This is a genomic window from Streptomonospora salina (assembly GCF_014204715.1).
GTDB lineage: Bacteria > Actinomycetota > Actinomycetes > Streptosporangiales > Streptosporangiaceae > Streptomonospora > Streptomonospora salina.
In genome coordinates this window covers 4,683,665-4,707,625 of the sequence record NZ_JACHLY010000001.1, presented here as the reverse complement: position 1 = coordinate 4,707,625, position 23,961 = coordinate 4,683,665, and the positions used below count along the sequence as shown (strand labels likewise).

The 23,961-nt window shown below is 72.1% G+C and carries 23 protein-coding genes; 2 read left to right on the top strand and 21 right to left on the bottom strand.

The annotated features are described in order from the left end of the window. Nucleotides 1-10 precede the first annotated feature (10 nt). From HNR25_RS21305 to HNR25_RS21250, 12 genes are all read right to left on the bottom strand, one after another. Nucleotides 11-760 (bottom strand): YebC/PmpR family DNA-binding transcriptional regulator, encoded by a 750-nt coding sequence (locus HNR25_RS21305; RefSeq protein WP_184638058.1) that lies wholly within the window; start codon nt 758-760, stop codon nt 11-13. Further along, on the bottom strand, nt 757-1,365 hold the full coding sequence (gene pdxT, locus HNR25_RS21300; protein WP_184638056.1) for a pyridoxal 5'-phosphate synthase glutaminase subunit PdxT: 609 nt from the start codon (nt 1,363-1,365) through the stop codon (nt 757-759). Before pdxT ends, HNR25_RS21305 begins: the two co-directional genes overlap by 4 nt. Before the next feature lie 70 nt (nt 1,366-1,435). Beyond that, nucleotides 1,436-2,344: a pyridoxal 5'-phosphate synthase lyase subunit PdxS gene (gene pdxS, locus HNR25_RS21295; RefSeq protein ID WP_184638054.1), complete on the bottom strand. Its 909-nt coding sequence runs from the start codon at nt 2,342-2,344 to the stop codon at nt 1,436-1,438. 225 nt (nt 2,345-2,569) lie between these two features. Beyond that, on the bottom strand, nt 2,570-3,124 hold the full coding sequence (locus HNR25_RS21290; protein ID WP_184638053.1) for a hypothetical protein: 555 nt from the start codon (nt 3,122-3,124) through the stop codon (nt 2,570-2,572). Between the two features lie 26 nt (nt 3,125-3,150). Next, nucleotides 3,151-4,299 (bottom strand): glycosyltransferase family 4 protein, encoded by a 1,149-nt coding sequence (locus HNR25_RS21285; RefSeq protein WP_184638050.1) that lies wholly within the window; start codon nt 4,297-4,299, stop codon nt 3,151-3,153. Next, entirely contained in the window at nt 4,296-5,222 is a 927-nt protein-coding gene (locus HNR25_RS21280; RefSeq protein ID WP_184638048.1) for a phosphatidylinositol mannoside acyltransferase, read from the bottom strand. The genes HNR25_RS21285 and HNR25_RS21280 overlap by 4 nt, the downstream gene beginning before the upstream one ends. Nucleotides 5,223-5,285: 63 nt before the next feature. Next, a complete protein-coding gene (pgsA, locus tag HNR25_RS21275; protein ID WP_184638046.1) occupies nt 5,286-5,918 on the bottom strand; it encodes a phosphatidylinositol phosphate synthase in 633 nt (210 codons plus the stop codon). Between the two features lie 121 nt (nt 5,919-6,039). Further along, nucleotides 6,040-6,474, bottom strand: coding sequence for a thiol-disulfide oxidoreductase DCC family protein (locus tag HNR25_RS21270; protein WP_312862670.1), 435 nt, complete (start codon nt 6,472-6,474; stop codon nt 6,040-6,042). Between the two features lie 14 nt (nt 6,475-6,488). After that, nucleotides 6,489-7,034, bottom strand: coding sequence for an HIT family protein (locus tag HNR25_RS21265; RefSeq protein ID WP_184638044.1), 546 nt, complete (start codon nt 7,032-7,034; stop codon nt 6,489-6,491). A gap of 124 nt (nt 7,035-7,158) precedes the next feature. Then, nucleotides 7,159-7,941, bottom strand: coding sequence for a TerC family protein (locus HNR25_RS21260; RefSeq protein WP_184638042.1), 783 nt, complete (start codon nt 7,939-7,941; stop codon nt 7,159-7,161). Between the two features lie 28 nt (nt 7,942-7,969). Further along, on the bottom strand, nt 7,970-8,545 hold the full coding sequence (locus HNR25_RS21255; protein ID WP_184638040.1) for a hypothetical protein: 576 nt from the start codon (nt 8,543-8,545) through the stop codon (nt 7,970-7,972). A 347-nt stretch (nt 8,546-8,892) separates the two neighbouring features. After that, nucleotides 8,893-10,545 (bottom strand): DUF885 domain-containing protein, encoded by a 1,653-nt coding sequence (locus HNR25_RS21250; RefSeq protein ID WP_184639651.1) that lies wholly within the window; start codon nt 10,543-10,545, stop codon nt 8,893-8,895. Between the two features lie 158 nt (nt 10,546-10,703). Between HNR25_RS21250 and HNR25_RS21245 the strand changes: the two genes are divergently transcribed. Continuing rightward, on the top strand, nt 10,704-11,369 hold the full coding sequence (locus tag HNR25_RS21245; protein ID WP_184638038.1) for a cyclase family protein: 666 nt from the start codon (nt 10,704-10,706) through the stop codon (nt 11,367-11,369). Between the two features lie 89 nt (nt 11,370-11,458). On the opposite strand, the gene HNR25_RS21240 is transcribed toward HNR25_RS21245, so the two are convergent. The 4 genes from HNR25_RS21240 to HNR25_RS21225 all read right to left on the bottom strand — a co-directional run bounded on the left by HNR25_RS21240 (nt 11,459) and on the right by HNR25_RS21225 (nt 16,679). Further along, on the bottom strand, nt 11,459-12,049 hold the full coding sequence (locus HNR25_RS21240; protein WP_040275592.1) for a GTP-binding protein: 591 nt from the start codon (nt 12,047-12,049) through the stop codon (nt 11,459-11,461). Nucleotides 12,050-12,083: 34 nt separating this feature from the next. Then, a complete protein-coding gene (locus HNR25_RS26205) occupies nt 12,084-12,575 on the bottom strand; it encodes a DUF742 domain-containing protein (protein ID WP_312862669.1) in 492 nt (163 codons plus the stop codon). Nucleotides 12,576-12,595: 20 nt separating this feature from the next. After that, on the bottom strand, nt 12,596-12,997 hold the full coding sequence (locus tag HNR25_RS21230; protein WP_131099191.1) for a roadblock/LC7 domain-containing protein: 402 nt from the start codon (nt 12,995-12,997) through the stop codon (nt 12,596-12,598). A gap of 220 nt (nt 12,998-13,217) precedes the next feature. Beyond that, nucleotides 13,218-16,679 carry a sensor histidine kinase gene (locus HNR25_RS21225; RefSeq protein WP_312862667.1) on the bottom strand — a complete coding sequence of 1,154 codons (3,462 nt, stop codon included), beginning with the start codon at nt 16,677-16,679 and terminating at the stop codon, nt 13,218-13,220. A gap of 485 nt (nt 16,680-17,164) precedes the next feature. Between HNR25_RS21225 and HNR25_RS21220 the strand changes: the two genes are divergently transcribed. Continuing rightward, complete coding sequence (locus tag HNR25_RS21220) at nt 17,165-18,490, top strand: M15 family metallopeptidase (RefSeq protein ID WP_312862666.1); 1,326 nt, start codon at nt 17,165-17,167, stop codon at nt 18,488-18,490. Between the two features lie 116 nt (nt 18,491-18,606). On the opposite strand, the gene HNR25_RS21215 is transcribed toward HNR25_RS21220, so the two are convergent. The 5 genes from HNR25_RS21215 to HNR25_RS21195 form a co-directional block, all read right to left on the bottom strand. Further along, the gene (locus tag HNR25_RS21215) at nt 18,607-19,287 is read right to left on the bottom strand and encodes a hypothetical protein (RefSeq protein ID WP_184638034.1); all 681 of its coding nucleotides are present in this window, start codon (nt 19,285-19,287) and stop codon (nt 18,607-18,609) included. A 113-nt stretch (nt 19,288-19,400) separates the two neighbouring features. Beyond that, nucleotides 19,401-20,423 carry a LacI family DNA-binding transcriptional regulator gene (locus tag HNR25_RS21210; RefSeq protein ID WP_184638032.1) on the bottom strand — a complete coding sequence of 341 codons (1,023 nt, stop codon included), beginning with the start codon at nt 20,421-20,423 and terminating at the stop codon, nt 19,401-19,403. 69 nt (nt 20,424-20,492) lie between these two features. After that, on the bottom strand, nt 20,493-21,932 hold the full coding sequence (locus HNR25_RS21205; protein ID WP_184639644.1) for a GH1 family beta-glucosidase: 1,440 nt from the start codon (nt 21,930-21,932) through the stop codon (nt 20,493-20,495). Nucleotides 21,933-21,943: 11 nt separating this feature from the next. Continuing rightward, on the bottom strand, nt 21,944-22,861 hold the full coding sequence (locus HNR25_RS21200; RefSeq protein ID WP_184638030.1) for a carbohydrate ABC transporter permease: 918 nt from the start codon (nt 22,859-22,861) through the stop codon (nt 21,944-21,946). Continuing rightward, nucleotides 22,858-23,751 carry a carbohydrate ABC transporter permease gene (locus tag HNR25_RS21195; protein ID WP_184639642.1) on the bottom strand — a complete coding sequence of 298 codons (894 nt, stop codon included), beginning with the start codon at nt 23,749-23,751 and terminating at the stop codon, nt 22,858-22,860. Before HNR25_RS21195 ends, HNR25_RS21200 begins: the two co-directional genes overlap by 4 nt. Nucleotides 23,752-23,961 lie beyond the last annotated feature (210 nt).

The following is a 23,961-nucleotide window of genomic DNA, read 5'->3' as shown; positions in this document are numbered from 1 at the left end:
CGCGGGGACTCTAGCCGAGCTTGGCCATGACGTCGTCGGGGATGTCGGCGTTGGTGTAGACGTTCTGCACATCGTCGGAGTCCTCCAGGGCGTCGACCACGCGCATGACCTTCTTCGCGTCGTTCTCGCCTACCCGGACCTCGACGCTGGGCAGGAAGGAGACCTCGGCCGAGTCGTACTCGATGCCCGCTTCCAGCAGTGCCGTGCGCACGTTGACGATCTCGTTGGGTTCGCTGACGACCTCGAAGGACTCGCCGAGGTCGTTGACGTCCTCGCCGCCGGCTTCGACCACCGCGAGGGTGACGTCGTCCTCGGTGGCGCTGTCCTTGGAGACCGTCACGACGCCCTTGCGCGTGAAGAGGTAGGACACCGATCCGGCGTCGCCCATCGAGCCGCCGCTGCGGGTGACCGCCATGCGCACCTCGGAGGTCGCGCGGTTGCGGTTGTCGGTGAGGCACTCGACGAGCAGCGCGACCCCGCCTGCGGCGTATCCCTCGTACCAGACGGTCTGCCAGTCGGCGCCGCCGGCTTCTTCGCCGGAACCGCGCTTGCGGGCGCGCTCGATGTTGTCGAGCGGCACCGAACTCTTCTTCGCCTTCTGGATGGCGTCGTACAGGGTGGGGTTGCCTTCCAGGTCCCCGCCGCCCGTGCGTGCAGCCACCTCGACGTTCTTCACCAGCTTGGCGAAGAGCTTGCCGCGCTTGGCGTCGATCGCGGCCTTCTTGTGCTTGGTGGTGGCCCACTTGGAGTGGCCGCTCATACCTGTCCTTTCACCATGTCGACAAAGAACCGGTGTATCCGCGGGTCACCGGTGAGTTCGGGATGGAAAGAGGTAGCCAGCAGGCCGCCCTGTCGTACCGCGACGATCCTACCGGCCCGCTCACCGTAGGGGGTCTGGCCCAGGACCCGCACCCGATCGCCCACCGACTCGACCCAGGGCGCCCGGATGAAGACCGCTTCGAAGGGGGCGCCGCCGATGCCGTCGATGTCGATGCCCGCCTCGAAGGAGTCGCTTTGGCGGCCGAACGCGTTGCGCCGCACCGTCATGTCGAGGCCGCCGACGGTCTCCTGCTCCGCGGCGCCGTCGAGGATGCGGTCGGCGAGCAGGATCATGCCGGCGCAGGTGCCGTAGGCGGGCATGCCGCCGTCGATGTGCTTGCGCAGCGGCTCCAGGAGCCCGTAGCGCGCGGCGAGCTTGGACATCGTGGTGGACTCCCCGCCGGGCAGGACCACTCCGTCGACCCGGTCGAGGTCTTCGGGGGCGAGGACCGGTTCGGCCGGGACGCCGAGGTCGCCGAGCACGCGCAGGTGCTCGGCGGTGTCGCCCTGCAGGGCGAGAACGCCGACGGTGGGTGTGGCGGTCACAGACTCCCTCTCGCTCGGGTGGCTCGGCCGCGGCCGGCGCGGGCGTCCCGCACCGGCTCCGCGGGCGGTTCTACCAGCCGCGTCCGGCGTAGCGCTCGGACTCCTCCAGGTCGTCCACGTTGATGCCGACCATCGCGTCGCCCAGACCGCGCGAGACCTTGGCGACGACCCCGGGGTCGCGGTAGTGCAGGGTCGCCTGGACGATGGCGTCGGCGCGCTTGGCCGGGTCGCCGGACTTGAAGATGCCCGATCCGACGAAGACGCTCTCGGCGCCGAGCTGGCGCATCAGTGCCGCGTCGGCCGGGCTGGCGACGCCGCCGGCGGAGAACAGCGGCACCGGGAGCCTGCCCAGGCGCGCGACGTCCTTGACGACCTCGTAGGGCGCCTGCATCTCCTTGGCGGCGCCGAAGAGCTCGGCTCCGTCCAGGGTGCCCAGCCGGGCGATCTCGGAGCGGATGGCGCGCATGTGGCGCGTGGCCTCGACGACGTTGCCGGTGCCGGCTTCGCCCTTGGAGCGGATCATGGCCGCGCCCTCGGCGATGCGGCGCAGCGCCTCGCCGATGCTGGTGGCGCCGCAGACGAACGGGACGGTGAAGGCCCACTTGTCGACGTGGTGGGCTTCGTCGGCGGGGGTGAGCACCTCGGACTCGTCGATGAAGTCGACGCCGAGGGACTGCAGGACCTGCGCCTCGACGAAGTGGCCGATGCGGGCCTTGGCCATGACGGGGATGGAGACGGCCTCGATGATGCCGTCGATCATGTCGGGGTCGGACATGCGCGCCACGCCGCCGTGCGAGCGGATGTCGGCGGGCACGCGCTCCAGGGCCATGACCGCTACGGCTCCGGCGTCTTCGGCGATCCGGGCCTGCTCGGCGGTGACCACGTCCATGATCACGCCGTTCTTGAGCTGCTCTGCCATCCCCCGCTTGACGCGGGTGGTGCCGACGGCGCTGTCGGCGGTGTCGGCGGTGTCGGTCACGGTGGCGGACTCCCAAAAGGTCGGGCGGACCGGGGTGCGGGGCCCGGTGCGCGTCGGATGGTCGACCTGGCACGTCAGCGGCGTGCGGCCGGTGCTGTCCCGGGCTCCATGGTAGTTCACCGGTTCGTGCACCGGTTCGTGCACCTGTGCGGGGACGACTCTGCGGGGACAACACATCCGGCCGATCCGCTGTTCCAGCGGGCCCGGGGGCTGCGGGTCCAGCGCTCACGCGGGGACGGGTGCGGGCGGCTCGTCGTCCATCTCGAAGAACTCGGGAACGGGGGCGCGGCCCGCCAGCCGCAGCAGCCGCACCAGCCGGCGGGACCGGGCCTCGCGGATGCCGGCCACGGCGTTGTTGTAGAAGCGCCGGGCCAGCAGCACCCGCTTGGCGGCGGCCCGCACTTCCGCGGCGACGTCGGCGGCGGCACCGTCGGCGGCGGCCGTCTCCTCGGCGAACCCGGGCTCGTCCAGCACCGCGCGCAGAGCCCGCGAGAGGTTGCTCTCCGCCTGTTCGCGCGCCGCGCGGTCGCCGCCGTGGGCGCGGCGCGCATAGGCCGCGGCGTCGCCCAGCAGCACCGCCGAGGCCGGTTCCAGCTCCGGGGAGGCGGCCAGCTCCAGCGCCACGGCGCCGCGCCGCAGCAGCGCGGCGTCCAGCGCGGCGTAGGCGGTCTCGACGCGGGTGTGCAGCCGGTCCAGCCGCCCGGCGCGCCAGGATACGTAGGCCGACAGCAGCACGAGCGCAGCGACGGCCAGAGCCAGGGTGGAGATCCAGTCGGGCATCGGCGGCTATCCGGGGTCGCGGGCGGTCATACGGGCTCCTGGCGGCCGGCGGTCACCGGACCCGCGTTGCGTTCCAGCGGCAGCACGGTCTCGTAGACCCGCACGACGTCGGCGGCGACCGTGCGCCAGTCGTAGGCGTCGACGGCCGCGCGGGCGGCGCGGGAGAGCGTCTCGCGGCGCTCGGGGGCGTCGAGCAGTTCGGCGGCGCCGCGCGCCAGTCCGGCCGGGTCGCCGGTGGCGAACAGGCGTCCGGCCGCGCCTTCGCGCAGCACGCTGGAGAAGGCGGGGATGTCGCTGGCGAGGATCGGGGCTCCCGCCGACATCGCTTCGGCGAGCACGATCCCGAAACTCTCGCCGCCCAGGTTGGGGGCGCAGAACACGTCGACCGAGTGGTAAGCGCGCACCTTGTCGGCCTCGTCGACCCGGCCCAGGCAGACGACCCGGTCGCGCAGCTCGGGCGCGACGCGCTCGCGCACCTCGGCGGTGTCGCCGGGGCCGGCGATCAGCAGTCGCAGACCGGTGCGCTCGCGACCGAGGGTGTCGAAGGCGTCCAGCAGCACGCCCAGCCCTTTGCGGGACTCGTCGATGCGGCCCAGGAATCCGATGGCGCCGCCCTCGCCGGGCCAGCCGTCGAAGGGGCGGGCGTGGGTGTAGCGGTCCACCGCGACACCGTTGGGGACGAGTACGGCGTCGCCGCCCAGGTGTTGTACGAGCGTCGTGCGCGCGGCGTCGGAGACGGCGATGCGGCCGTTGATCTTCTCCAGCGCGGGCTGGAGCGCGCCGGCCGAGACGGCCAGCGCGCGTGAGCGGGGCGTGGAGGCGTGGAAGGTCGCCACGATCGGGCCTTCGGCGACCCAGCAGGCCAGCAGGGACAGGCTGGGCGCGGCGGGCTCGTGCACGTGGAGCACGTCGAAGGCGCCCGCGCGGATCCAGCGGCGGACCCGCGCGGCGGCGCGGAACCCGAAGGACAGCCGCGCGACCGAACCGTTGTAGGGCACGGGCACGGCCCTCCCCGCCGAGACGACGTGGTCGTCGAGCTCGGTCTCGGAGTCGCAGGGCGCCAGCACGGAGACGTCGTGGCCCAGCCGCTGCAGCGCTCGGGCGAGGTCGCCGACGTGCTGCTGCACACCGCCGGGGACTTCCCAGGTGTAGGGGCAGACCAGACCGACCCTCATCGCGTCGTCCGCTTCCGGTTCGGGACGCGGCCGCCGGAGTCCAGGTCGGCGGCGAAGACGCGCTGGAGCATGTGCCAGTCCTGCGGGTGTTCGGCGATGGCGCCTTCGAAGACCCCCGCGAGCTGGGCGGTCATGGCCCGGACCCGCTCGGTCCGGCCGGTCGCGGCGGGCACCGGGATCTCGGCGCGGATGTCGATCCGCAGGCGCCCGCCGTCGTGCCACATCGCCACGGGGAGCAGAGCGGCGCCGGTGCGCTCGGCCAGCGCCGCCGGCCCGGCCGGAAGGCGCGCGGATTCGCCGAAGAATTCGACGTCGATTCCGTTCTCGGTGAGGTCGCGGTCGGCGAGCAGGCACACGAAGCCGCCCTGGCGCAGCCTGCGGGCGAGAACCCCGGCGCTGTGGGCGGGGCCGCCGGTCAGCGGCAGCACCTCCATGCCGAGGCTTTCGCGGAAGGCGACGAAGCGCTGGAACAGCGCCTCGGGTTCGAGTCTCTCGGCCACGGTGGTCAGGGGGATTCCGTAGCGGGTGATCCACGCGCCGGCGAGGTCCCAGTTGCCCATGTGCGGAAGCGCGGCGACGACGCCGCGCCCGGAGTCGAGGATGTCCTGGAGGGCGTCGACGCCGGTGCAGTGCACGCGCTCGCGCACGTCCGCGTCGCTGTAAGCCTCCAGCATGAACATCTCGTAGAAGTAGCGCAGGTACGACCGCATGCCGACGCGCGCGAGCGCGCGGATGCGGTCGCCGCCGGCTTCGGGACCGGCCACGCGGCGCAGGTTGGCCTCCAGGCGGCGCACGCCGGGGCCGCGGCGCAGCCATGCGGCGTCGGCCACGGCGCTGAACGCGGCGCGCCCGGCGCGTTCGGGGACGCGCCGCAGCAGCGACCAGCCCAGAGTGTAGAGCGCCGTCGTCGCGCGTTCGGACATGTCCGCCCCCTTTCGGGTGTGTTCGACGCGTCCGTCCGTGGCGAGCGGCCCATCGGACGCGCCCTAAACCGTGCCGGTGTCGCCGGCGGGGCGGCGCGGCCGGGTGAGGCGGTTGCGCGTCTCGATCAGGCGCTGCACGACGGTGATGCCGCTGAGGGCGGCCAGGATCCACAACCCGGCCGACAGCACGTAGGGCACGCCGAGTCCGCCCAGGCCCACGGCCACCAGGAGGATCACGAGTCGCTCGGTGCGCTCGGCGAACCCGACGTCGCAGTTGGCGCCCAGCCCTTCGGCGCGGGCCTTGATGTAGGAGATGCCGAACCCGCTGACGAGGCAGAACAGGGTGACATAGCCCAGCAGGGGCGCGTCTCCGCCGCCGAAGAACCACAGCACCAGGCTGCTGAGGATGGCCGCGTCGGAAAGGCGGTCCAGAGTCGAATCGAGGAAGGCGCCCCAGCGGGTCGTGCGGTCGGCGGCGCGGGCCACGGCGCCGTCGAGCATGTCCAGCAGCACGAAGGCCGTGACCGCGACCGATCCGATGAAGAGCTCGCCGCGGGGGTAGAAGACCAGGGACGCGGCGACGACGCCGAAGGCGCCGACGAGGGTGACCATGGTCGGGGTGACGCCGACCCTGGCCAGCAGTCGGCCGGGGGGCAGCAGCATTCGGTTGAAAACGGGACGCAGGTTTCTCAGCATGATCTCTCAAGATCGTAGTGCGCAGGAGCGGGAGAGGCCACGCGGCGGTCCGGCGCACGCGGGCCGGACGGGGGTCGGCCGCCGAGCCCGCCGGCGCCGCACGTCGCTTTCCGTGCGAACGTCACCCGCCACCTCCCGCAGCCGCGGGACGCGGCCCGGCACCGTCCGCGGCGCCGGCGGCGCAGGCCGGCGCCCCTCCGGGCAACCGGTGGCGGTTGCGTGCGACCCAGCGGTAGGCGGCGCCGCCCACGGCGCGCAGGGGCGCGCGGCGCAGCAGCCAGCCGGCCGGCTGCCACAGGGGGCGCCGGCTGGCGAGCAGGAGCACGGCGACCGCGTCGATACCGCCCCAGAGCCGGGTGCCGGCGGCGTCCAGCAGCAGGACCTCCTCCCGGGCCCGGGTACGCGCGGCCGGGGGCAGGTCGCCGGTCTGCCAGGGAACGGCGCGCAGGCGCGGCTCGACGAAGCGGCATACCAGCCGGACACTGCCGGTGCAGAAACCGCAGTCGCCGTCGAAGATCAGCACCGGTGCGGGGCGCTGCGTGGCGATGGGACTCACCTCTTCTGCGGCGGTCACTCCTGAGGCCAGGCCTGGGAAAGGGCCTCGCGGGTCTGCTCGAGGAGTTCGGGCAGGACCTTGGTGCGCCCGATGACGGGCATGAAGTTGGTGTCGCCTTCCCAGCGGGGGACGATGTGCTGGTGCAGGTGGGCGGCGATTCCGGCGCCGGCGGGCGCGCCGAGGTTCATACCGACGTTGAACCCCTGCGGCCCGTAGGCGCGGCGCATCGCGGTGATCCCGGCCTGGGTCAGGGCCGCCGCCTCCGCGGCTTCGGCACCGTCGAGTGCGGTGTAGTCGGCGACGTGCCGGTAGGGGCAGATCAGCAGGTGCCCGCTGTTGTAGGGGTAGAGGTTGAGCACCGCGTACCCGGTTTCGCCGCGGGCCACCACCAGGCCTTCGCCGTCGGGCAGCCCGGGGGCGCGGCAGAACGGGCATCCGTCGTCGGGGGCGGGGCCGGTGGGCCGGTTCTCGCCTTTGATGTAGGCCATGCGGTGCGGGGTCCACAGGCGCTGGAAGCCGTCCGGGTCGCCGAAGGGGGCTTCCCGCTCGGCCTCGCTCATCGTGCGCTCACCCCCACCGCGTCTGGGATCCGCCCCGACCGCCGCGGACCGGTCCGCGGCGCCGTGCTGCTCCCAGCATAATCCGCCCGGCGGCGCGGGACCGACCCCCCGGCGGTCGGGCGGGTCACTCGGCCTTTCCGACGGCGGGGGCGCCGGAGCCGTGGCTCTCCCCCTCCTCGGAGTAGCGGCTGCTGAGCTTCACCGGAGCGCTGCGGGCGCGCCGGCGCAGCAGGTTGAGGACCTCCACGAACAGCGAGAAGCCCATCGCGGTGTAGATGTAGCCCTTGGGCACGTGGAAGCCGAGGCCATCGGCGACCAGGGTCATGCCGATCAGCAGCAGGAACGCCAGGGCCAGCATCTTGACCGTGGGGTGGTCGCTGACGAAGCGGCTCAGCGGCCCCGACAGGACGAGCATGACGATCACGGCGATCACCACGGCGGCGACCATCACCCAGATGCCGTCGGGCCCGATCATGCCGACCGCCGTGATCACCGAGTCCAGGGAGAAGACGATGTCCAGTGCGACGATCTGCATCAGCACCGCGCCCATCGCGGCGCGCACCTTCGAGCCGGCGTGGTCCTCCTCGCCTTCGAGGCTCTCGTGGATCTCGTAGGTGGCCTTGGCGATGAGGAAGAGCCCGCCGACGAGCAGGATGAGCGCCTGACCGCTGAATTCGAACGAGCCGACCGCGAACAGCGGCTCCGTCAGCCGCATGATCAGCGTGATCGAGCCCAGCAGCGCCAACCGGCCGATCAGGGCCAGTCCGATCCCGAGCTGGCGCGCCCGGTGTCGCTGGTGCTCGGGCAGCTTGTTCGCCAGGATCGAGATGAATACGAGGTTGTCGATGCCGAGGACGATCTCCAGCGCCGTCAGCGTGAAGAATCCGACGATCAGATCCGTGGTCATCAGGGTTCTGCAGCGGATCCCCCGGCCGTCAGACCGGGGAGGAAGCCGCTCCCTCCTTTCCGGTTGTGTAGCCGTAACCGTCTCCTCGCTGGAGGCGGCGGACGTGGCGGTGGTGGATGCCCTGGACAGCGCCGCGGTCGGTGGTGACGTTGAACTTGCCGTTGGACCGCACCGCGACCCGGCCGGTATGGGTTCCGGCGTTCTTGCCGGTGGGCACGACCGCGCGGACGAGGTCGCCGGTGGCGAACCCGTGGAACGCCTTGGTGCGGGGCATGTACAGCCTCGGGAACCCGTGCTTGCCGCACCGGGTGCGGGCGTGGGTTCCGCGGCCGGTGCAGGCGGCCACCAGCACCGCGGACACGGTTGCGGTGACGGTGTCGGTCGTGCCGGCGCATAGCGCGTCGAGGGTGTGGGTCTTGGGCAAACGGTTGCGGGTGCGGTTCCATTTGGTGCGCCCGCCCGATCCCGCGTGCGTGGGTAGGCGGGTGTCGAGTGCGCGCCACAGCGCCCACTCACGGCCCTGCTCCCCGATCCCGGAAGGGCCGGGGGTGGCGCCCCCGGTCGCAGGTGCACGACCGGGGGTCTCCTCTCGCACGTGTTCCACACCGGGTGCGTCGCGGCGCCCGGCCCCCGTTTCGTCCCTGTTCCCGGGGTTGTCTGCTGGGCCGGGTTCCAGAGCAGGCCGCTGAGGAGGCACGGCCTGGTGGGTCTGTGGTCCTGTGTGGAACGTAGCCAACGTGGTCACCTCCCTTGTGGTGTTGGCTAGTGCTGGCAACGGCGGGCCTCACCCGAGGGTGAAAGCCCCTGCCATCAGGCGGGAGAACCCGTTACAGCGGGGACGTCAGCTCCGGTTGTCAGGGATCAGGGGATTTCAGGCCGTCAGGAGTCTAGGCCATGGTGCCGCGTGCGCTCTCGGGAATCCGCGGGTCTCCGGCGGCCGGATCGGGCCGTTCACACGTGCAGCAGGGTGCGCAAGTGGCGCGGGGCCGGGGAGCCGTGGTCCAGGACGCTGTCGTGCAGCTCGCGGCGGGAGGCTCCGGGCCGCGCGGCGGCCAGGTCGCGCACGATCGCGGAGACCTCCTGGTAGCCGACGTAGTAGGTGGACAGTTGGGCGCTGCCGAGCCGGGCGCGCCGCCACTTGCCGGCGGCCTCGCCCTCCTCCTGGTGTCCGCGCTCGACCAGCAGGGACATGGCCTCGGACTCGGTCATGCCGTGGGCGTGGACGCGCACGTCGAGGACGGCGTTGATGATCATGCGCAGCCGGGTCTTGAGTTGGACGATGCGCAGCCGCCGGTTCCGGTCGGGGTCCTCGCTCCACCCCGCCTCCTGCAGCGCCTCCTCCGCGTACACCGCCCACCCCTCGACGAAGGTCCCGCTGTGCAGGGCCCGGCGCAGCCGGGTGGCCCCGTTGTAGCCCGCGGCGCGGGCCAGTTGCAGCGCGTGGCCGGGCACGCCCTCGTGCGCCATCAGCTCGCGCAGCATGTCGGCGTTGTACTCGCGGTAGAAGGAGGCGCGGCGCTCGGCGGGCCACTCGGCCGGCGGCGGAGCGACGGCGATGCGGGCGGGCCGCTCGGGCCGCGGCGAGAGGGGGCCGGGAGGGTCGCAGTAGGCCACCGCCGTGCCGCGGTGCGACTCCGGCACGGAGACGACGCGCGCCGGGGGGTCGGGCGGCGTCGCGAAGCCGAGCTCGCCGACGCGGCCGGCGAGATGCTCCAGGGCCTGTTCGCAGACGGGCCGCACCGCGTCTTCGGAGACCGCGGCCTCGGCCGCGATCCGGTCGAGCACTTCGCGCACCTGGCCGGGGCGCGGCGGTGCGCCGGCGAAGTCGGAGGCCGCTTCTGCGATGGCCTCCTCGGTGGCCAGGAGGTCGCTTTCGGCGCGGGTCAGCAGGGCGTCCTGGGACAACTCGGAGTCCAGCGTGTACCACAGCCGGGCGGCGTGGTCGCGCGCTCCCAGGCGGGGGTCGCCGTCGGCGGTGCCGACCCGCGATCGCAGCCAGGAGACGTGCTCGCGCAGCGCGTCGGCGGCGGACTCGCGGGCGCGGCCGGCGTCGGCGCGCAGGGAGGGCGCCTGCTCGATGAGGCCGTCGATCCCGCCGCCGAGCAGACCGAGGACGCCCTCGGCGCGGGCGATCGCGGCCTCTGCGTGCACGCGCGGCATGCCGGGGCCGGTTTCGAGGCGGTCACGCGCGGTGGCCAGGAATTCGGGGACGGCGGCGCAGCGCCGGACCGCGGCGCTCAGGCGTTCCTCGGCCGGCAGGTCCGTTCCGGTGACGAGGCCGTAGAGCGCGTCGCCGGGCAGGTGCACCAGCGGGTCCCAGGTCTGCGGACGCAACTCGGTGAGCTGCCACAGGTCGGCCGAGACGCGGTTGCGCAGCATCTCCAGGTCGACCCGGTCGTCCGGGGGCAGCAGCAGGTCGTCGATCTCGTCGAGGGCGCCCAGGGCGTCGGTGAGCACTCCGGCGCGGGCGGCGTCGGCGTCGGCGGAGTGGTCGGTGAGCCGATCGGCGAAGCGGTGGTCACCGAGGTCGTCGGCCCATTCCGGGGCGTCTTCGAGGAGGGCGTCGAGGACGCGTTCGCCCACGGACCGGAAGCGGTCCGTCATCGCGTTGGCGCCGGGGTCGGGCTGGTCGCGGGAAGGCTCGGAAGTCATCGCCTGCTATCTTGCCTCGTCACCGCGCGCGACGCACCCTGTGTGGGCGCCTGCGGCGCAGCCGGGCCCCGCCCGCCGGCGCCGCGCCCGGAACCGAGTGGAGGAATCCCGTGCAGTTCACCCGCATCGTCGACCTCAGCCGCCCCGTCGGCCCGCAGACGCAGGCCTTCCCCGGAGACATGCAGCCGCGCCTGGAGCGTTCGTCCACGGTGGCCGAGAACGGTTTCAACTCCACCGCGGTCCACATGAGTTCGCACAGCGGCACCCACGCCGACGCTCCCTACCACGTCTCCGACGACGGGCCGGGCCTGGAGGAGCTTCCGCTGGAGCGGTTCACGGGTCCTGCGGTGGTGGTGGAGGCCACCGGGCGCCCGGACCGCTCGGCCATCACGGCGGAGGACATCGGGCCGTGGGCGGACCGCTTCGCGCCGGGGGCGGCGGTGCTCGTCCGCACCGGGTGGGATGAGCACTACGGAACGCAGCGCTACTTCGACCACCCCTACTTGGACGCGAGCGCCGCACGGCTGCTCGCCGACGCGGGGGTGCGCTGCGTGGGCGTGGACGCGCCCAGCCCGGACTCCACGCCGCACGGCCCGCATCCCGAGGGAGACTGGGATGCGCACACGATCCTGCTCGGTGCGGGCGGCACGATCCTGGAGAACCTGTGCGGTCTGGACGGCATCGACTTCGCCGATCCGCTGTTCATCGCCCTGCCGATCCGGCTGGCCGGCGGGGACGGAGCACCGGTACGCGCCGTGGCCGCCCGACTGGGCTGAGCGCCGGTACGACCCGCCCGCTCACGGGGCGCGCCCGCGGATCGTGCCGCCCCCGGCCGCGTCCGATCCCGCGGGCGGCCGGGGGCGCACTACCGCCAGGAGCCCTGCCCGCCGGTCGAGGTGGGCTGGCCGGCGCCTCCGGGGTCGCCTACCGTTATGGCATGCTCCACCAGGGTGATCAGCGTCGACTTGGTGGAGGAGCGATCGCGCGCGTCCACCTGGACGATGGGGATCTCCGGGCTGAGCGTGAGCGCATCGCGCACCTCTTGGGCGGCGTGGGGGTAGTAGCCGTCGAACCCGTTGACCGCGACGACGAAGGGCAGCCGGGCCTCTTCGAAATAGTCGATGGCGGGGAAGCAGTCGGCGAGGCGGCGGGTGTCGACCAGGACCACGGCGCCGATCGCACCCTTGACCAGGTCGTCCCACATGAACCAGAAGCGGTGCTGGCCCGGGGTGCCGAACAGGTAGAGGATGAGGTCGGAATCGAGGGAGACCCGGCCGAAGTCCATGGCCACCGTGGTGCTTTGCTTGTCCGGCGTCTTGGCGAGGTCGTCGACCCCCACGCTGGCGCTGGTCATGACGGCCTCGGTGGTCAGCGGCACGATCTCGGAGACGGAGCCGACGAACGTCGTTTTGCCTACACCGAAGCCTCCGGCGACGACGATCTTGACCGACGTCATCGCACTCGCCGCAGCACCGCCCTCGTCGGCCGCGCTAGAGCTTGCGAAGTCCACTGAGCACCCTTTCAAGAAGGTTGGCGTTGGGCCGACTGTCGGTGTTGATCGACGACATGATCTGCAGCAGTCCCTGTTCGGACATGTCCGCGACGAGGACCTGCGCCACACCGAGCGGCAGGCGCAGCAGAGCCGAGACCTCGGCCACGGAGCGCCAGTCACGGCACAGGTCACTGATGGCCTGGCACTCGGGGGTGAGGGTCCCCTGTTCGGCACGCGCCGTCTCCGTCGAGGAGATCAGTGTCTCCAGCGGCAGCTGGGACTTGGGCTTGGTACGTCCCTTGGTTACAGCGTAGGGGCGAACCAGTGAACTGGGGGAACTGTTGGCCGCCGCCTGCTGGTCGGCGTTGTTCTGGGTTGGTCGTGGAACATCCGCGCCGCCCGGGCTCGCCGCCGGCGGCCTGGATTCGCCGCCGGGCTGCTGTCCGAACCACGAAGCGTTCCCGGCATCTCGACTGTGAGGTGCCACCACTTCCTCCTGTCGGTGGTGGTTCAGTGGATTCCCGAGGTACGCGCCGCCGGAGTCAGCGCACGCCCCGCCCGCTCGACGAGCAGAGTCATCTCGTAGGCGACCAGTCCGAGGTCGCACTCGGCGGCCGCGAGCACGGCCAGGCAGGAGCCGTCGCTGATCGACATGATCAGCAGCAGCCCCCGCTCCATCTCCACGACGGTCTGCGAAACGGCACCGCCCTCGAAGACCCGGGACGCACCCTGGGTCAGGCTGGACAGCCCTGAGGCGATGGCGGCCAACTGGTCGGCCCGGTCCGCGGGGAAACCGGTGGAAGAGGCGAGTGGGAGCCCGTCCGACGAGACGACGATCGCGTGCGCGACGTCCGGCACACGATTCGCAAAGTCAGTGATCAGCCAGTTGAGCTCGTTCACCGGTTGATTCATCTGCTCTCCTGTCCGTATCGGCCGGGGGATCGACCGCGGCCCGCGGGCCTAGCGTCGGCCGAATAGGCTCCCGTAGAGACCTTAATCGGTTGCTTGCTGCTGATCATCACGAGAGGTGCCGATGATACTAATCCATCGCCGTTCCGTGATATGTCGGGACTCCGACCCGGTGGTTCTCCGCAGCGGGTCGGAACGCGCCTGACCGTGCCCGCGTACAGCACTAGTTCTCCTCGTCGTTTCCGCCGATCTGGTTGCGGCCCTCCCGAACCCCGCGCTGGAAGCCCGAGAAGCGGTTGCGCACCCGGTCGGCGGAGCGTGCCGGGACCTGCTTGACATTGTCCGGCTCGGGGGCCGTTCCGGGAACAAGGTTCGCCTTGGGAACGCGTCGTGGCAAGCCCGAGGTCGTCAGTCCGCCGGCCATGGGGTCGGCGGCGGTGCGCGCCGCCTCCCATCCGCGGTCGGCCTCCGACCTCCAGTCGTCCTCGGTGCCGTGGGGCTGCTGAGCAGCGGAGGCGGGGCTTTCGTGAGGCTGATGAGCGCCCGGTGCGCCCTCGTCCTGCTGCATGTACTGATCACCCTGTCGCCCCGAGGAGCCGTTGGCGCCTGCCGTATCGGCACCGTACCGCGAGGTGCGGCCGGCCGGGGAGCCCTCCTGGGGCTGCTGGGGCCGGTCGGGGGCTTCCTCGGCAGCGGCTGCCGGATCGGCGTCGAAGCGCGGCAGCGGCCCGGTCTCGGGCTCGGTCGCGGGTCCGCCGCTGCGGCGGCGGAACCAGTTGGACTCGATGGCGTCGAAGATCGGCAGGGAATCCGATCCGCCCTCGGGCGAGGGCGGAACGACGGTGTCCTGTCCGGCTCCCCCGCCGTAGCGCCGCGAGAGGTAGGCGGCGGAGCCGTATCCCTCGCGGTTCTCGGGCTCGTGCCACTCCTGGCGGCCCGCCTCGGCAGAGGCGGGCTGGGGGCGGGAGTCGTCCGGACGCCCCGATTGCCGGGACTGCCCGTCGGCTCCGTCGACCCGGCCGTTCTCAGCCGGGTCCGGCTGCGACGCCCAGGGGTTCGCCGCTTCGGCCGCTTGGGCGAAGGACTGGGTGGGCGTTTCGTCGTTGTGCTGCCGGCTCGGCCGCTGCTCGCGCCAGCGCCGGGTGTCCCAGGCGTCCCACTGCGGTGCGCCGGACTGCTGCTGGGCAGGCTGGGGCGGCTCGGCCCGCGGGGGCTCAGGAGGCTGCGGCGCCTGCGGCGGCTCGGCCCGCGGGGGCTCAGGAGGCTGCGGCGCCTGGGGCGGCTCGGCCCATGACGGCTCCGGGGGCTGCGGCGCCTGAGGGGGCTCCGGCGGCTGCTGCGGAGGCTCGCCCCACGACGGCTGCGGCTGCTGCCGCGGGGCGGCGGGCGGTTCCGGAGGCCGGGTCTGCTCCGGCTGCTCGGGCGGAAGGTTCCATCCGCTGCCCTGCCACAGGTCCTCGCCACTGGGCGGGTGCTCGTCGCCGGCGCCGTCGGCGCGGTTGATGCCCGGTTCGCGCTTGGGCAGCTGGGGCTCGGCCGATCCGCGCTGCTCACCCCAGATCGACGGCTCGGGCGGTGCGGGGTTCGCCGCGAACGCCGCAGCGGCTTCGGCGTAGGTGTCGGGCGTGCCGGGGGTACTCGGGGAGTCCAGGGCGGCCTGCGGCTCCACCGGCGTGATCAGGAGATCGGGCGGCAGGATCGCGCACGCGGTGATGCCGCCGTTGTGCGCCTCGTACAGCTGGACCCCGATACCGTGCCGGGCGGCCAGCCGGCTGACCACGAACAGGCCCATGCGGCGCGAGACCCCGACGTCGATGACCGGGGGTTCGGCCAGCCGCGCGTTGACGGCCCGGATCTCGTCGGGCGGCATGCCGATCCCGCTGTCGGTGACGTCCACCCGAACGCCGCCGTCCTCCATGACCTGGGCGTTGACCGCAACCGGGGAATCGTGCGAGGAGAAGGAGGTGGCGTTCTCGACCAGCTCGGCCACCAGGTGGATGACGTCGTTGACGGGGCGGCCGAGCACCGAGATGTGCGAGGGGGCGCGCACGTTGATGCGCTCGTACTCCTCGACCTCGGAGACCGCGCCGCGCAGCACGTCGACCAGCGGAACCGGCTGGGCCCACTTGCGGGTGTTGTCCTGGCCGGACAGGACCAGCAGGTTCTCGTTGTTGCGGCGCATACGGGTGGCCAGGTGGTCCAGCTGGAACAGGTCGCCCAGGCGCTCGTCGTCCTGCTCGCCCTGTTCCAGACCGTCGATCAGCCGCAGCTGGCGTTCCACCAGGGTCTGGCTCCGCCGGGAGAGGTTGACGAACATCGCGTTGACGTTGCTGCGCAGGGCCGCCTCGTCGGAGGCCAGGTGCAGCGCCACGCGGTGGACCTCGTCGAAGGAGCGGGCGACCTCGCCGATCTCGTCGCGGGATCTGACCTCGATCGGGCTGACCTCGACCTCGCCGGAGGCGCTGGACTCCTGCATGCGCGAGATCGCACCGGGCAGGTCGTCCTCGGCGATGCGCAGTGCGCCTTCGCGCAGTGCGCGCAGCGGCCGCACCAGGGAGCGCACCACCAGCGAGGTCAGGGCGAACACGGAGACGAGTACGGCCAGGACCAGCACCGATTCGACGATGGCCCGGTTCAGTTCGGCCGTACGCAGCGAGTCGGCCTGGGACCGCACCGAGGAGGCGAGGTTCGACTCGATCTCGTTCATCCGGTCGAGGACGTCGCCGACGACCTCCTGGTAGGCGTCCGGAGTGTCGCCGGGGGTCAGGCCGGACAGGTCCTGGCCGTCCCGGGCGCGCATGACGATGCGCAGCCGGGTGGTGGACATCTGGCTGACCTCCGCGCCGACGAAGGTCTCCTCGTACATCTGGCGCTGGTCGGTCGTGGCGCTGTTGCGGAAGTTGTCGCGCTCGTTCTCGAACGTGGCCCGGCTGTCTTCGATCTCGGAGCGGATGCCCTCGGACATGGACCCGCGCAGCAGCGAGTGCACCATCAGCGCGCCCTCGTAGGACAGCTCAGCGCGCGCATTGGCCACAGCGGTCAGCGACCGGACGCTCTCACGCAGCTCGGTGTCGCTCGTGCTCTCGGCGATGGTCTGGTTGAAGTCGGCGAGCGAGTCCAGCACCTGGGTGTACTTGGTGACCATCGGAAGGACGGTCAGGCGGGTGTTCTCGACCTCGTCGCGCACACGGTCGAGGTTGCCCATGCTGCCCTGCATCCGCTGCAGGCGGGTCGCCATCAGCGGGGTTCCGGGAGCGCCCAGGCCGTCGATGAGGCTCTTCACCCGCTGCTCGGCCTGGCGGGTCTCCTTCACCTGGTCCTGGTACGCCGTCAGCGACTCCTCGGAGCGCTGCTCGTAGTTGGGGTCGTCGGCGATGAACGCGGCGGCCATCAGGCGCTCGCGGCCCAGTTCGGTCGACAGGCCCACGACGGCTTCGCCCAGCGCCGCGGCCTCCTCGATCCGGTCGTGGGTGACCGTGTTGACGGCGCTCTCCGAAATCCGCAGCCCGCCCAGCACGAGGGCGACCGCAGTCGGGATCACGATGAGCGCGATCAACCGGGGGCGCACGCGCCATTCGCGCGGTGCCCACCAGCGCCGCCTGCCCTCCGCCGGCACGGCCGCGCGGCCGGCCTGCGGTTCGCCCCGAGCGGCGCCGCCTCCGTCATCTGTCGCTCGTGTCGACACGGACCCTCGCAACCTTTCGTGTTCACCGCCTCAACCGCCGGATTCCTGATTCCCTGCGAGCGATACCGGGTCCGAATGCGTCCGATGGAGCCTGAGTGGTTCCGGCAGGCCCGATCGGGCCTGCCGCGCGGATCGGTCGGCGCGGAATAGAGTGGGGATCCGCACCCGGACGCGCCCTCAGGGGGAATGAAGAGGCGTTGTGCACCATAAACCAAAAAACAGCGCACGTGAGGTTGATAGCGTACCAATCCACTCAGATGCCACACCCCGCCTGAGCGGCGGCGCACCTCACCCGGAGGCGCCGGAGTACCTGCGAAAACCCGCTTACCTGGCCCGACCCGGCCCACCTGCGCCGTGTTCACCCCGGGTATCGGTCCACCGAAATTGCTGCGATAACTTTTTGGACACGCCTCCGACGGTCCGTGAAACGACTGCCGCTCCGTGTCATCGTCGCCGGTGAGCGCCGCGTTTCCGGGAGGGTCTCCGTGCAATCGGGACACTGGCACCTGCAGCGCCCCGGTCGGCGGGGCCCCGCCGACCGCGACCGCACCACCGCGGGCCGAAAGGACGCCCCGGGGACCGGACGCGGACGCGCCGGCGCCGCCGGACTGCTCGGCCTGGCGCTGTGCACCGTCCTGGGAGCCGCCGCACCACCCGGATCCGGCACGGCCCCGGACGGCCGGGGCGACGAGGCCGCGCACGAAGAGACCCTCGCCGACCTGGCGACACGGCTCGCCGAGGTCCGCGCGCGCCTGGACGGGCTCTACGAGCGCGCCGACGACCGCATCGCCGAGCACGCCGACGCCCTCGAACGTCTGGAGGAGGCCGAGCAGGAGAGCGAGTCGGCCGCGCTGGCGGCCGAGCGCGCCCGCGAGCGCACCGACGGCGTCCGCGAGGAGGCCGCCGACTACGCCGCAGCCGCCTCGATGGGCGCCGACTTCAGCCCTGCCCTGGCCTGGGCGACTGCCGGCGGGCCCCAGCATGCCCTGGACCGCGGCGCCGACCTGGCGCTGCTCGGCGACCGGCGCGGGGCCGCCGTCGACACCGCCAGCGCCGCGCTGAGCGCGGCCGAAACGCTCGGCGAGCGCGCGGAAGAAGCCGAGCAGGAGCGCCGCGACGCCGCCGAGGACGCCGCCGACGCCGAAGACGACGCGCTGGATGCGGTCGCCGAGCAGGAGAACGCCCTCGCCGGCATCACCGCCGAGCAGACGCGTGTGCAACGCGAACTGGAGCAGAAGCGCGACGGCGCCGCGGCGTCGGAGCGGGAGCGCGAGCAGGCACTGGAGCGGGCCCGATCGGCTTCCGAGGACACGGCGGGCGCACACGGGGCCGCGGGCGGCTCAGCGGCCGCCTCGGGCGGCGACACGGGGTCCTCCGGCGGCCCGGGCGGTGCGGGCGGCGCGTGCACCGCATCCGGCGCCGACGGCCGTTCCAACGGGCGCATTCCGGCCGCGGCGCTGTGCCCCCTGCCCCAGCCCGGGGAGAGCCTGCGCGCGGACGCGGCGGCGGCCTTCATCGAACTCGACGGCGCCTTCCGGGACCGCTTCGGCCGCCCGGCGTGCGTGACGGACTCCTACCGGCCCTTCTCGGACCAGGTCCGGCTATTCCGCGAGCGGACCGCAGGCGAGGCGGCGAGCCCGGGCACCAGCGTCCACGGCCGTGGGGCGGCGGTGGACCTGTGCGGCGGCGTCAACCGGCACGGGTCGGACGAGCACACGTGGATGCTGGCCAACGCCCCCGACTACGGGTGGCACAACCCGGAATGGGCACAGGGCGGGTTCGAGCCCTGGCACTGGGAGTACACGGGCTAGAACGAGCGAGAACGGGCTGGAACCCGTCCGGGGACCACGCAGCCGGAGGCGCTCCGAGGGCTGCGGCACGGGCGGCCCGGGTGGCGGCCGCCAAACGCGGTTCCCGGGGTCCGCCCTCAGGCGCCCGCGCCGACGCGCACCTCGAACTCGCCCAGGGGGCCGCCGTCGATGTAGAGCTCCTCGCCGCGCTCCAGGGGGCGGGTGCGGACGGGCAGCGCCGCCGCGACGAGACCGCCGGGGGCGCCGGCGGCCCACTCCAGACCGCCGTCCAGTTCGGCGCGGGCGAGGACGCCGCCCTCCACGGACGCTTCCACCGCCAGCGGCGAACCGTCGAACTCGTCGTGGGTGACGATGGCCGGGCCCAGGCTCAGCGACACGGGTACTCCGCCGGGGGCGCTCCACAGGCACGCCGGGGTGTAGCCGGCGTGCCCGCCGCGGCCGCCGAACAGCGCCAGCACGCCGACGGTCGCCGTCAGCTCGGTTTCGCCCGCGGGGAGCATGACGCCGTCGTCGGTGCCGCGCACCAGGCCGGGGTCCAGGACCGTCCATTCGCCGCCGACACGGACGGGAACCGGGTTCTCGGGGCGCACCGGCGCGCACAGCCGGGTTTCGAATTCGACGATGATCTCGACCGGGGACGCCAGCGCCTTGTGGAAGGCGTCGGCGAGGGTGTCGCGGCTCTGCCCCAGCAATTCGGGGACGCTCTGCTCGCCGGGGTAGCCGAAGACGCAGCCGTCGTCGACGACGCCCGATCGCTCCTCTCCCCCGCTCGGCGAAAGGTAGGTCACCCACCGCATCGAACGCTCCCCTCCCCGCAGCAGACTGGACCTTTCGGCCCTGTTCCTCCCGGCCTCACGCTATACCGTGGCGCGGGGGCGCTCCGTCCACGCGGGCGGTCCGGAGCGGACCGTCATCCGGACTCGCGCACCACCAGCTCGGTGTCGAGCACCTGCTCGCTGGCGTCGGCCTCACCGGGGATGGCGACGTCGGCCAGGATGCGCGCCATCTCCCCGCCCATGCGCTCGGTGGGCTGGTGGACGCTGGTCAGCGGCGGGTCGCTGTGCGAGGCGAACGAGGAGTCGTCGTAGCCGATCACCGCCACGTCGTCGGGGATGCGCCGCCCCGATTCGCGCAGCACCCGCATGGCCGCCAGCGCCATGGGGTCCGAGGCCACGAACAGGGCGTCCATGCCGGGCGCCGCTTCCAGCAGCTCGCGAGTGGCGGCCTCGCCGCTCTCGTAGCTGAAGTCGCCGCGCCTGATCCGCTCCGGCGGAGTGGGCAGGCCGCTTTCGCGCATGGCCTTGAGGTAGCCCTCCAACCGGTCTTCGCCGGCGACCATGTCCGGCGGGCCGGCCACCGTGGCGATGTCGCGCCGCCCCGTCTCGACGAACCGGCGGGTGGCGGTGTGCGCCCCGCCGACGTTGTCGATGTCCACGTAGTGGATGGGGTGGCTGGTCGGCCACGACGGCCGGCCGCCGATCACGCACGGGACGCCCGCCTCCGCCAGCCGGTCCGGTAGCGGGTCGTCGGCGTGCAGCGACACCAGCAGCACGCCGTCGACGTGATGGGCGGTCAGGTAGTCCCCGAGCCTGCCGTACTCGTCGGCGGAGCGCACGGTCGTCAGCAGCAGCTGCAGGTCGCGCTCGTTGAGCGTGGCGCTGACCCCGCGGACGACGTGGGCGAAGAACGGCTGGGCGAACAGCCGGTCGTTGGGCTCGGGCACCACGAGCGCGACGGTGTCCGTGCGCCGGGTGACCAGGGTGCGTGCCGCGTGATTGGGGACGTAGCCCAGCTCCGAGACGGCGTTGCGCACCGCTTCGCGTGTCGCCGGGCTGACCTGGTCCGACCCGTTGATCACGCGGGAAACGGTGCCGCGGCCGACTCCGGCGCGCACGGCCACCATCTCCAGCGTCGGCCGCCGGGCCCCACTCATCGCAACACCTTCCCCGGTCCCCGCACAGTGCCGGGCGCGTTCACGCCCGTACCAGCATTGCATCCGCCACTACCTGGGCAGGCCACCTGCACCGACGACGTCGGCGTACCAGCGGCCGCTGTCCTTCACGCGGCGCACCTGGGTCTCGTAGTCGACGTGGACCACGCCGAAGCGCTTCGAATAGCCCCAGGCCCATTCGAAGTTGTCCAGCAGCGACCAGACGAAGTAGCCGCGCATGGGCACGCCCGCTTTCAGCGCCTCGTGCACGATACGCAGGTGAGCGTCGATGTAGGCCACCCGCTCGGGGTCGTGGACCCGGTCGTCGGGGCCGACCTCGTCGTCGTAGGCCGCACCGTTCTCGTGGACGTACAGGGGCACTCCCGGGCATTCTGCCGACAGTCGCACCAGGACCTCGTACAGCCCGGTGGCGTCGATCTCCCAGCCGATGCCGGTGCGCGGCAGGCCCTGGTTGACGAAGACCACGTCGTCGCAGCCGACGAAGGCACCGCCGTCACCGCCGCTCTCGACGCGCTCGGGGTCGATGCCCTCGGCGGTGGCCGAGACCCATTCGGGCGTGTAGTAGTTGACGCCCACGTGGTCCAGCGGCGCCGAGACGAGGTCCAGGTCGCCGTCGCGCACGAAGGAGAAGTCGCTGATGCCGGCGAGGTCCTCGCGGATGTCGGCGGGATAGCTCCCCTGGAACAGGGGACCGGTGAAGATGCGGTTGCGCGCCCCGTCGGCGCGGCGGGCCACCGCCACGTCGGCCGGCGAGGTCGTGTACGGGCGCACCGTGGTCTGGTTGAGGGTCAGCCCCACGCGGCGCTCGGATCCGCCCTCGCGCAGCACCTGCGCCGCCAAGCCGTGGCCCAGCAGCAGGTGGTGGGCTGCGGCGAGCGCGGCCGCCGGGTCGCGGCGGCCGGGCGCGTGCACCCCGTCGGCGTAGCCGAGGAAGGCCGCGCACCAGGGCTCGTTGAGCGTGGTCCAGTCGCGGACGCGGTCGCCGAACCGGTCGCGCAGCGCTTCGGCGAACTCGGCGAAGCGGTAGGCGGTGTCGCGCTCGGGCCAGCCGCCCTTGTCCTCCAGAGCCTGGGGCAGGTCCCAGTGGTAAAGGGTGGGCCAGGGGGTGATCCCGGCTTCCAGCAGGCGGTCGAGCAGCCGTTCGTAGAAGTCGAGCCCGGCCTGGTTGACGGTGCCGCCGCCCTCGGGCAGAACCCGCGGCCAGGCGACGGAGAAGCGGTAGGCGCCGATGCCGAGTTCGCTCATGATCCCGACGTCTTCGGCGTAGCGCCGGTAGTGGTCGACGGCGGGGTCGCCGGTGTCTCCGTTGAGCACCTTGCCCGGGGTCGCCGAGAAGGTGTCCCAGATGCTGGGGCCCCGCCCGTCGGCGGTGGTGGCTCCTTCGATCTGGAAGGAAGCGGTGGAGGCGCCCCACACGAAGTCCGCGGGGAAGCGGACGGCGGGGTCGGCGCCGCCGGCGGTCTCGGCCGCCGGATCGGCGACGGTGGACACGTGTGATTGGGTCACGCTTTGATCGCACCTTCCATGATGCGCCCGACCAGCTGGCGGCCGAACACGAAGAAAATGATCAGCAAGGGGAGCGTCGCGAAGGTCGCGCCGGTGAACATCAGGGCGAAGTCACGCGAGTACGCCGATTCGTTCAGCTGCTGGATGGAGAACTGGACGGTCGGGTTGTCCGGGGTGAGCACGGCCAGCGCCCAGATGAACTCGTTCCAGGTCTGCATGAACGTCAGCAGGCCCAGCACGACCATGGCCGGGCGCAGCGCCGGCAGGACGACGCTCCAGTAGATCCGGAAGGTGGAGCACCCGTCGATGCGGGCGGCTTCCATCAGGTCGTCGGGGATGGTCTGCAGGACGTACTGGCGCATCAGGAACACGCCGAAGCCGCTGACCATGAACGGCACGATCACCGACTGCAGATCGCCCCGCCAGTTCAGCCAGTCCATCAGGATCAGCAGCGGGACCAGCCCGATCTGCACCGGCACGGCCATGGTGACCACGACGGCCACGGTGAAGAAGCCGCGCCCCTTGAACTGCAGCTTGGCCAGGGCGAATCCGGCCAGCGAGCAGAAGAACACGACCGAGGCCGCCACCGTGGTGGAGGCGATGATCGAGTTCATCAGGCCGGTCAGGAAGTTGGCCGAGTTGTTGGTGAAGAGCCGGCCCACGTTGTCGACGAGGTTGCCGCCCGGCAGGAGCGCCGGCGGGAACTGCGACGCGGCCGTGGTGGTGCGCGTGGCGACGACGATCATCCACCACAGCGGGAAGACCGACAGCACGAAGGTCAGGATCAGTGCGAAGTAGGTGAGCGGTGTGGCCTGGCGCATCCGGCGCAGACCGCCGCCGGAGCGCCTGCGCCGCGGGCGGCGGGGCCGCTCGTCGTGCGGCCGGGCGGGTCGCTCGATGGTCGTGGCCGTCATTCCGCCCCCTTGATCCGGCTGGTGAGCCACACGTTGATGAGTCCCATGACGACCACGATCAAGAACAGCACCCAGGAGATCGCGGCGGCGTAGCCGAAGTTCTGGTAGTCGAACGTCTCCTGGAAGACCAGCATCATCACCGTCTGGAACTGGCCCTGCGTGCCGCCGGCGTAGCCGTTGTTGCCGAAGATCGTCGGCTCGGTGAACAGCTGCATCTGGCCGATGGTGGAGATGATGACCGTGAAGATGATCGTGGGCCGCAGCAGCGGCACGGTGATCTGGACGAACTGCCGCGCGCGGGAGGCGCCGTCGAGGTCGGCGGCCTCGTAGACGTCCTTGGGCACCGACTGCATCGCGGCGAGGTAGATGAGCGCGTTGTAGCCGGTCCAGCGCCAGTCGATCATCGTGGCGATCGCGGCCCAGGACCAGTAGCGGTCCCCCTGCCAGGAGATCGGGTCCAGTCCGATGGATCCCAGGACCTGGTTGATCAGGCCGAACTGCTCGCCGCCGAAGACCACGCTGAAGACGATCGCCAGCGCGGCGACCGAGGTGATGTAGGGCAGGACCAGCGTCATCCGGAACAGGTTGGCGAAGCGGATCCTGCGGTTGAGGGTGTCCGCCAGCATCAGGGCGAGGAGCAGCTGGGGCACGACCGCGATGGTGAAGATGCCCAGCGTGTTGTAGAGCGCGCTCCAGAACTTCTCGTCGCCGGCCAGGCGCACGAAGTTGTCCAGGCCGACGAAGCCCTCGTTGCCCCCGATGAGGCTCCAGTCGTGCAGGGACACCCACACCGTGTAGAGCAGCGGGAACAGGCCGAAGATCCCGAACAGCAGGAAGAACGGGGTGATGAACAGGTAAGGCGAGGTCCGGATGTCGAGCCTGCTCCACATCTGGCTGCGGCGAGCACGCGCCCGGTCCCGTGAGTCGGGTGGACGGTCGCCGGCACCGCCCGCCGACCCCGGCGCGGGTGACGGCGGGGCGCCGTGCTGCAGGGAGGTCACGTCGCACTCCTTTCGCGATGTCCCGGAGCGGTCCGGGACGTGATGAAGCGAGCGGGTCTGGCCGCCGTGAAAGGCGGCCCGGCCCGGCGGTGGCGGGGC

What these genes read in the sequence shown, in the direction of transcription:
- HNR25_RS21265 (WP_184638044.1), bottom strand. Translation starts at nt 7,034, where the DNA reads ATGAGCGAGGCCGAGCGGGAAGCCCCCTTCGGCGACCCGGACGGCTTC.
- HNR25_RS21195 (WP_184639642.1), bottom strand. Translation starts at nt 23,751, where the DNA reads ATGTGGAGCAGGCTCGACATCCGGACCTCGCCTTACCTGTTCATCACC.
- HNR25_RS21200 (WP_184638030.1), bottom strand. Translation starts at nt 22,861, where the DNA reads ATGACGGCCACGACCATCGAGCGACCCGCCCGGCCGCACGACGAGCGG.
- HNR25_RS21290 (WP_184638053.1), bottom strand. Translation starts at nt 3,124, where the DNA reads ATGCCCGACTGGATCTCCACCCTGGCTCTGGCCGTCGCTGCGCTCGTG.
- pgsA (WP_184638046.1), bottom strand. Translation starts at nt 5,918, where the DNA reads ATGCTGAGAAACCTGCGTCCCGTTTTCAACCGAATGCTGCTGCCCCCC.
- HNR25_RS21260 (WP_184638042.1), bottom strand. Translation starts at nt 7,941, where the DNA reads ATGACCACGGATCTGATCGTCGGATTCTTCACGCTGACGGCGCTGGAG.
- HNR25_RS21305 (WP_184638058.1), bottom strand. Translation starts at nt 760, where the DNA reads ATGAGCGGCCACTCCAAGTGGGCCACCACCAAGCACAAGAAGGCCGCG.
- HNR25_RS21285 (WP_184638050.1), bottom strand. Translation starts at nt 4,299, where the DNA reads ATGAGGGTCGGTCTGGTCTGCCCCTACACCTGGGAAGTCCCCGGCGGT.
- HNR25_RS21215 (WP_184638034.1), bottom strand. Translation starts at nt 19,287, where the DNA reads ATGCGGTGGGTGACCTACCTTTCGCCGAGCGGGGGAGAGGAGCGATCG.
- HNR25_RS21210 (WP_184638032.1), bottom strand. Translation starts at nt 20,423, where the DNA reads ATGAGTGGGGCCCGGCGGCCGACGCTGGAGATGGTGGCCGTGCGCGCC.
- HNR25_RS21280 (WP_184638048.1), bottom strand. Translation starts at nt 5,222, where the DNA reads ATGTCCGAACGCGCGACGACGGCGCTCTACACTCTGGGCTGGTCGCTG.
- HNR25_RS21240 (WP_040275592.1), bottom strand. Translation starts at nt 12,049, where the DNA reads ATGACGTCGGTCAAGATCGTCGTCGCCGGAGGCTTCGGTGTAGGCAAA.
- HNR25_RS21230 (WP_131099191.1), bottom strand. Translation starts at nt 12,997, where the DNA reads ATGAATCAACCGGTGAACGAGCTCAACTGGCTGATCACTGACTTTGCG.
- HNR25_RS21250 (WP_184639651.1), bottom strand. Translation starts at nt 10,545, where the DNA reads ATGACGGACCGCTTCCGGTCCGTGGGCGAACGCGTCCTCGACGCCCTC.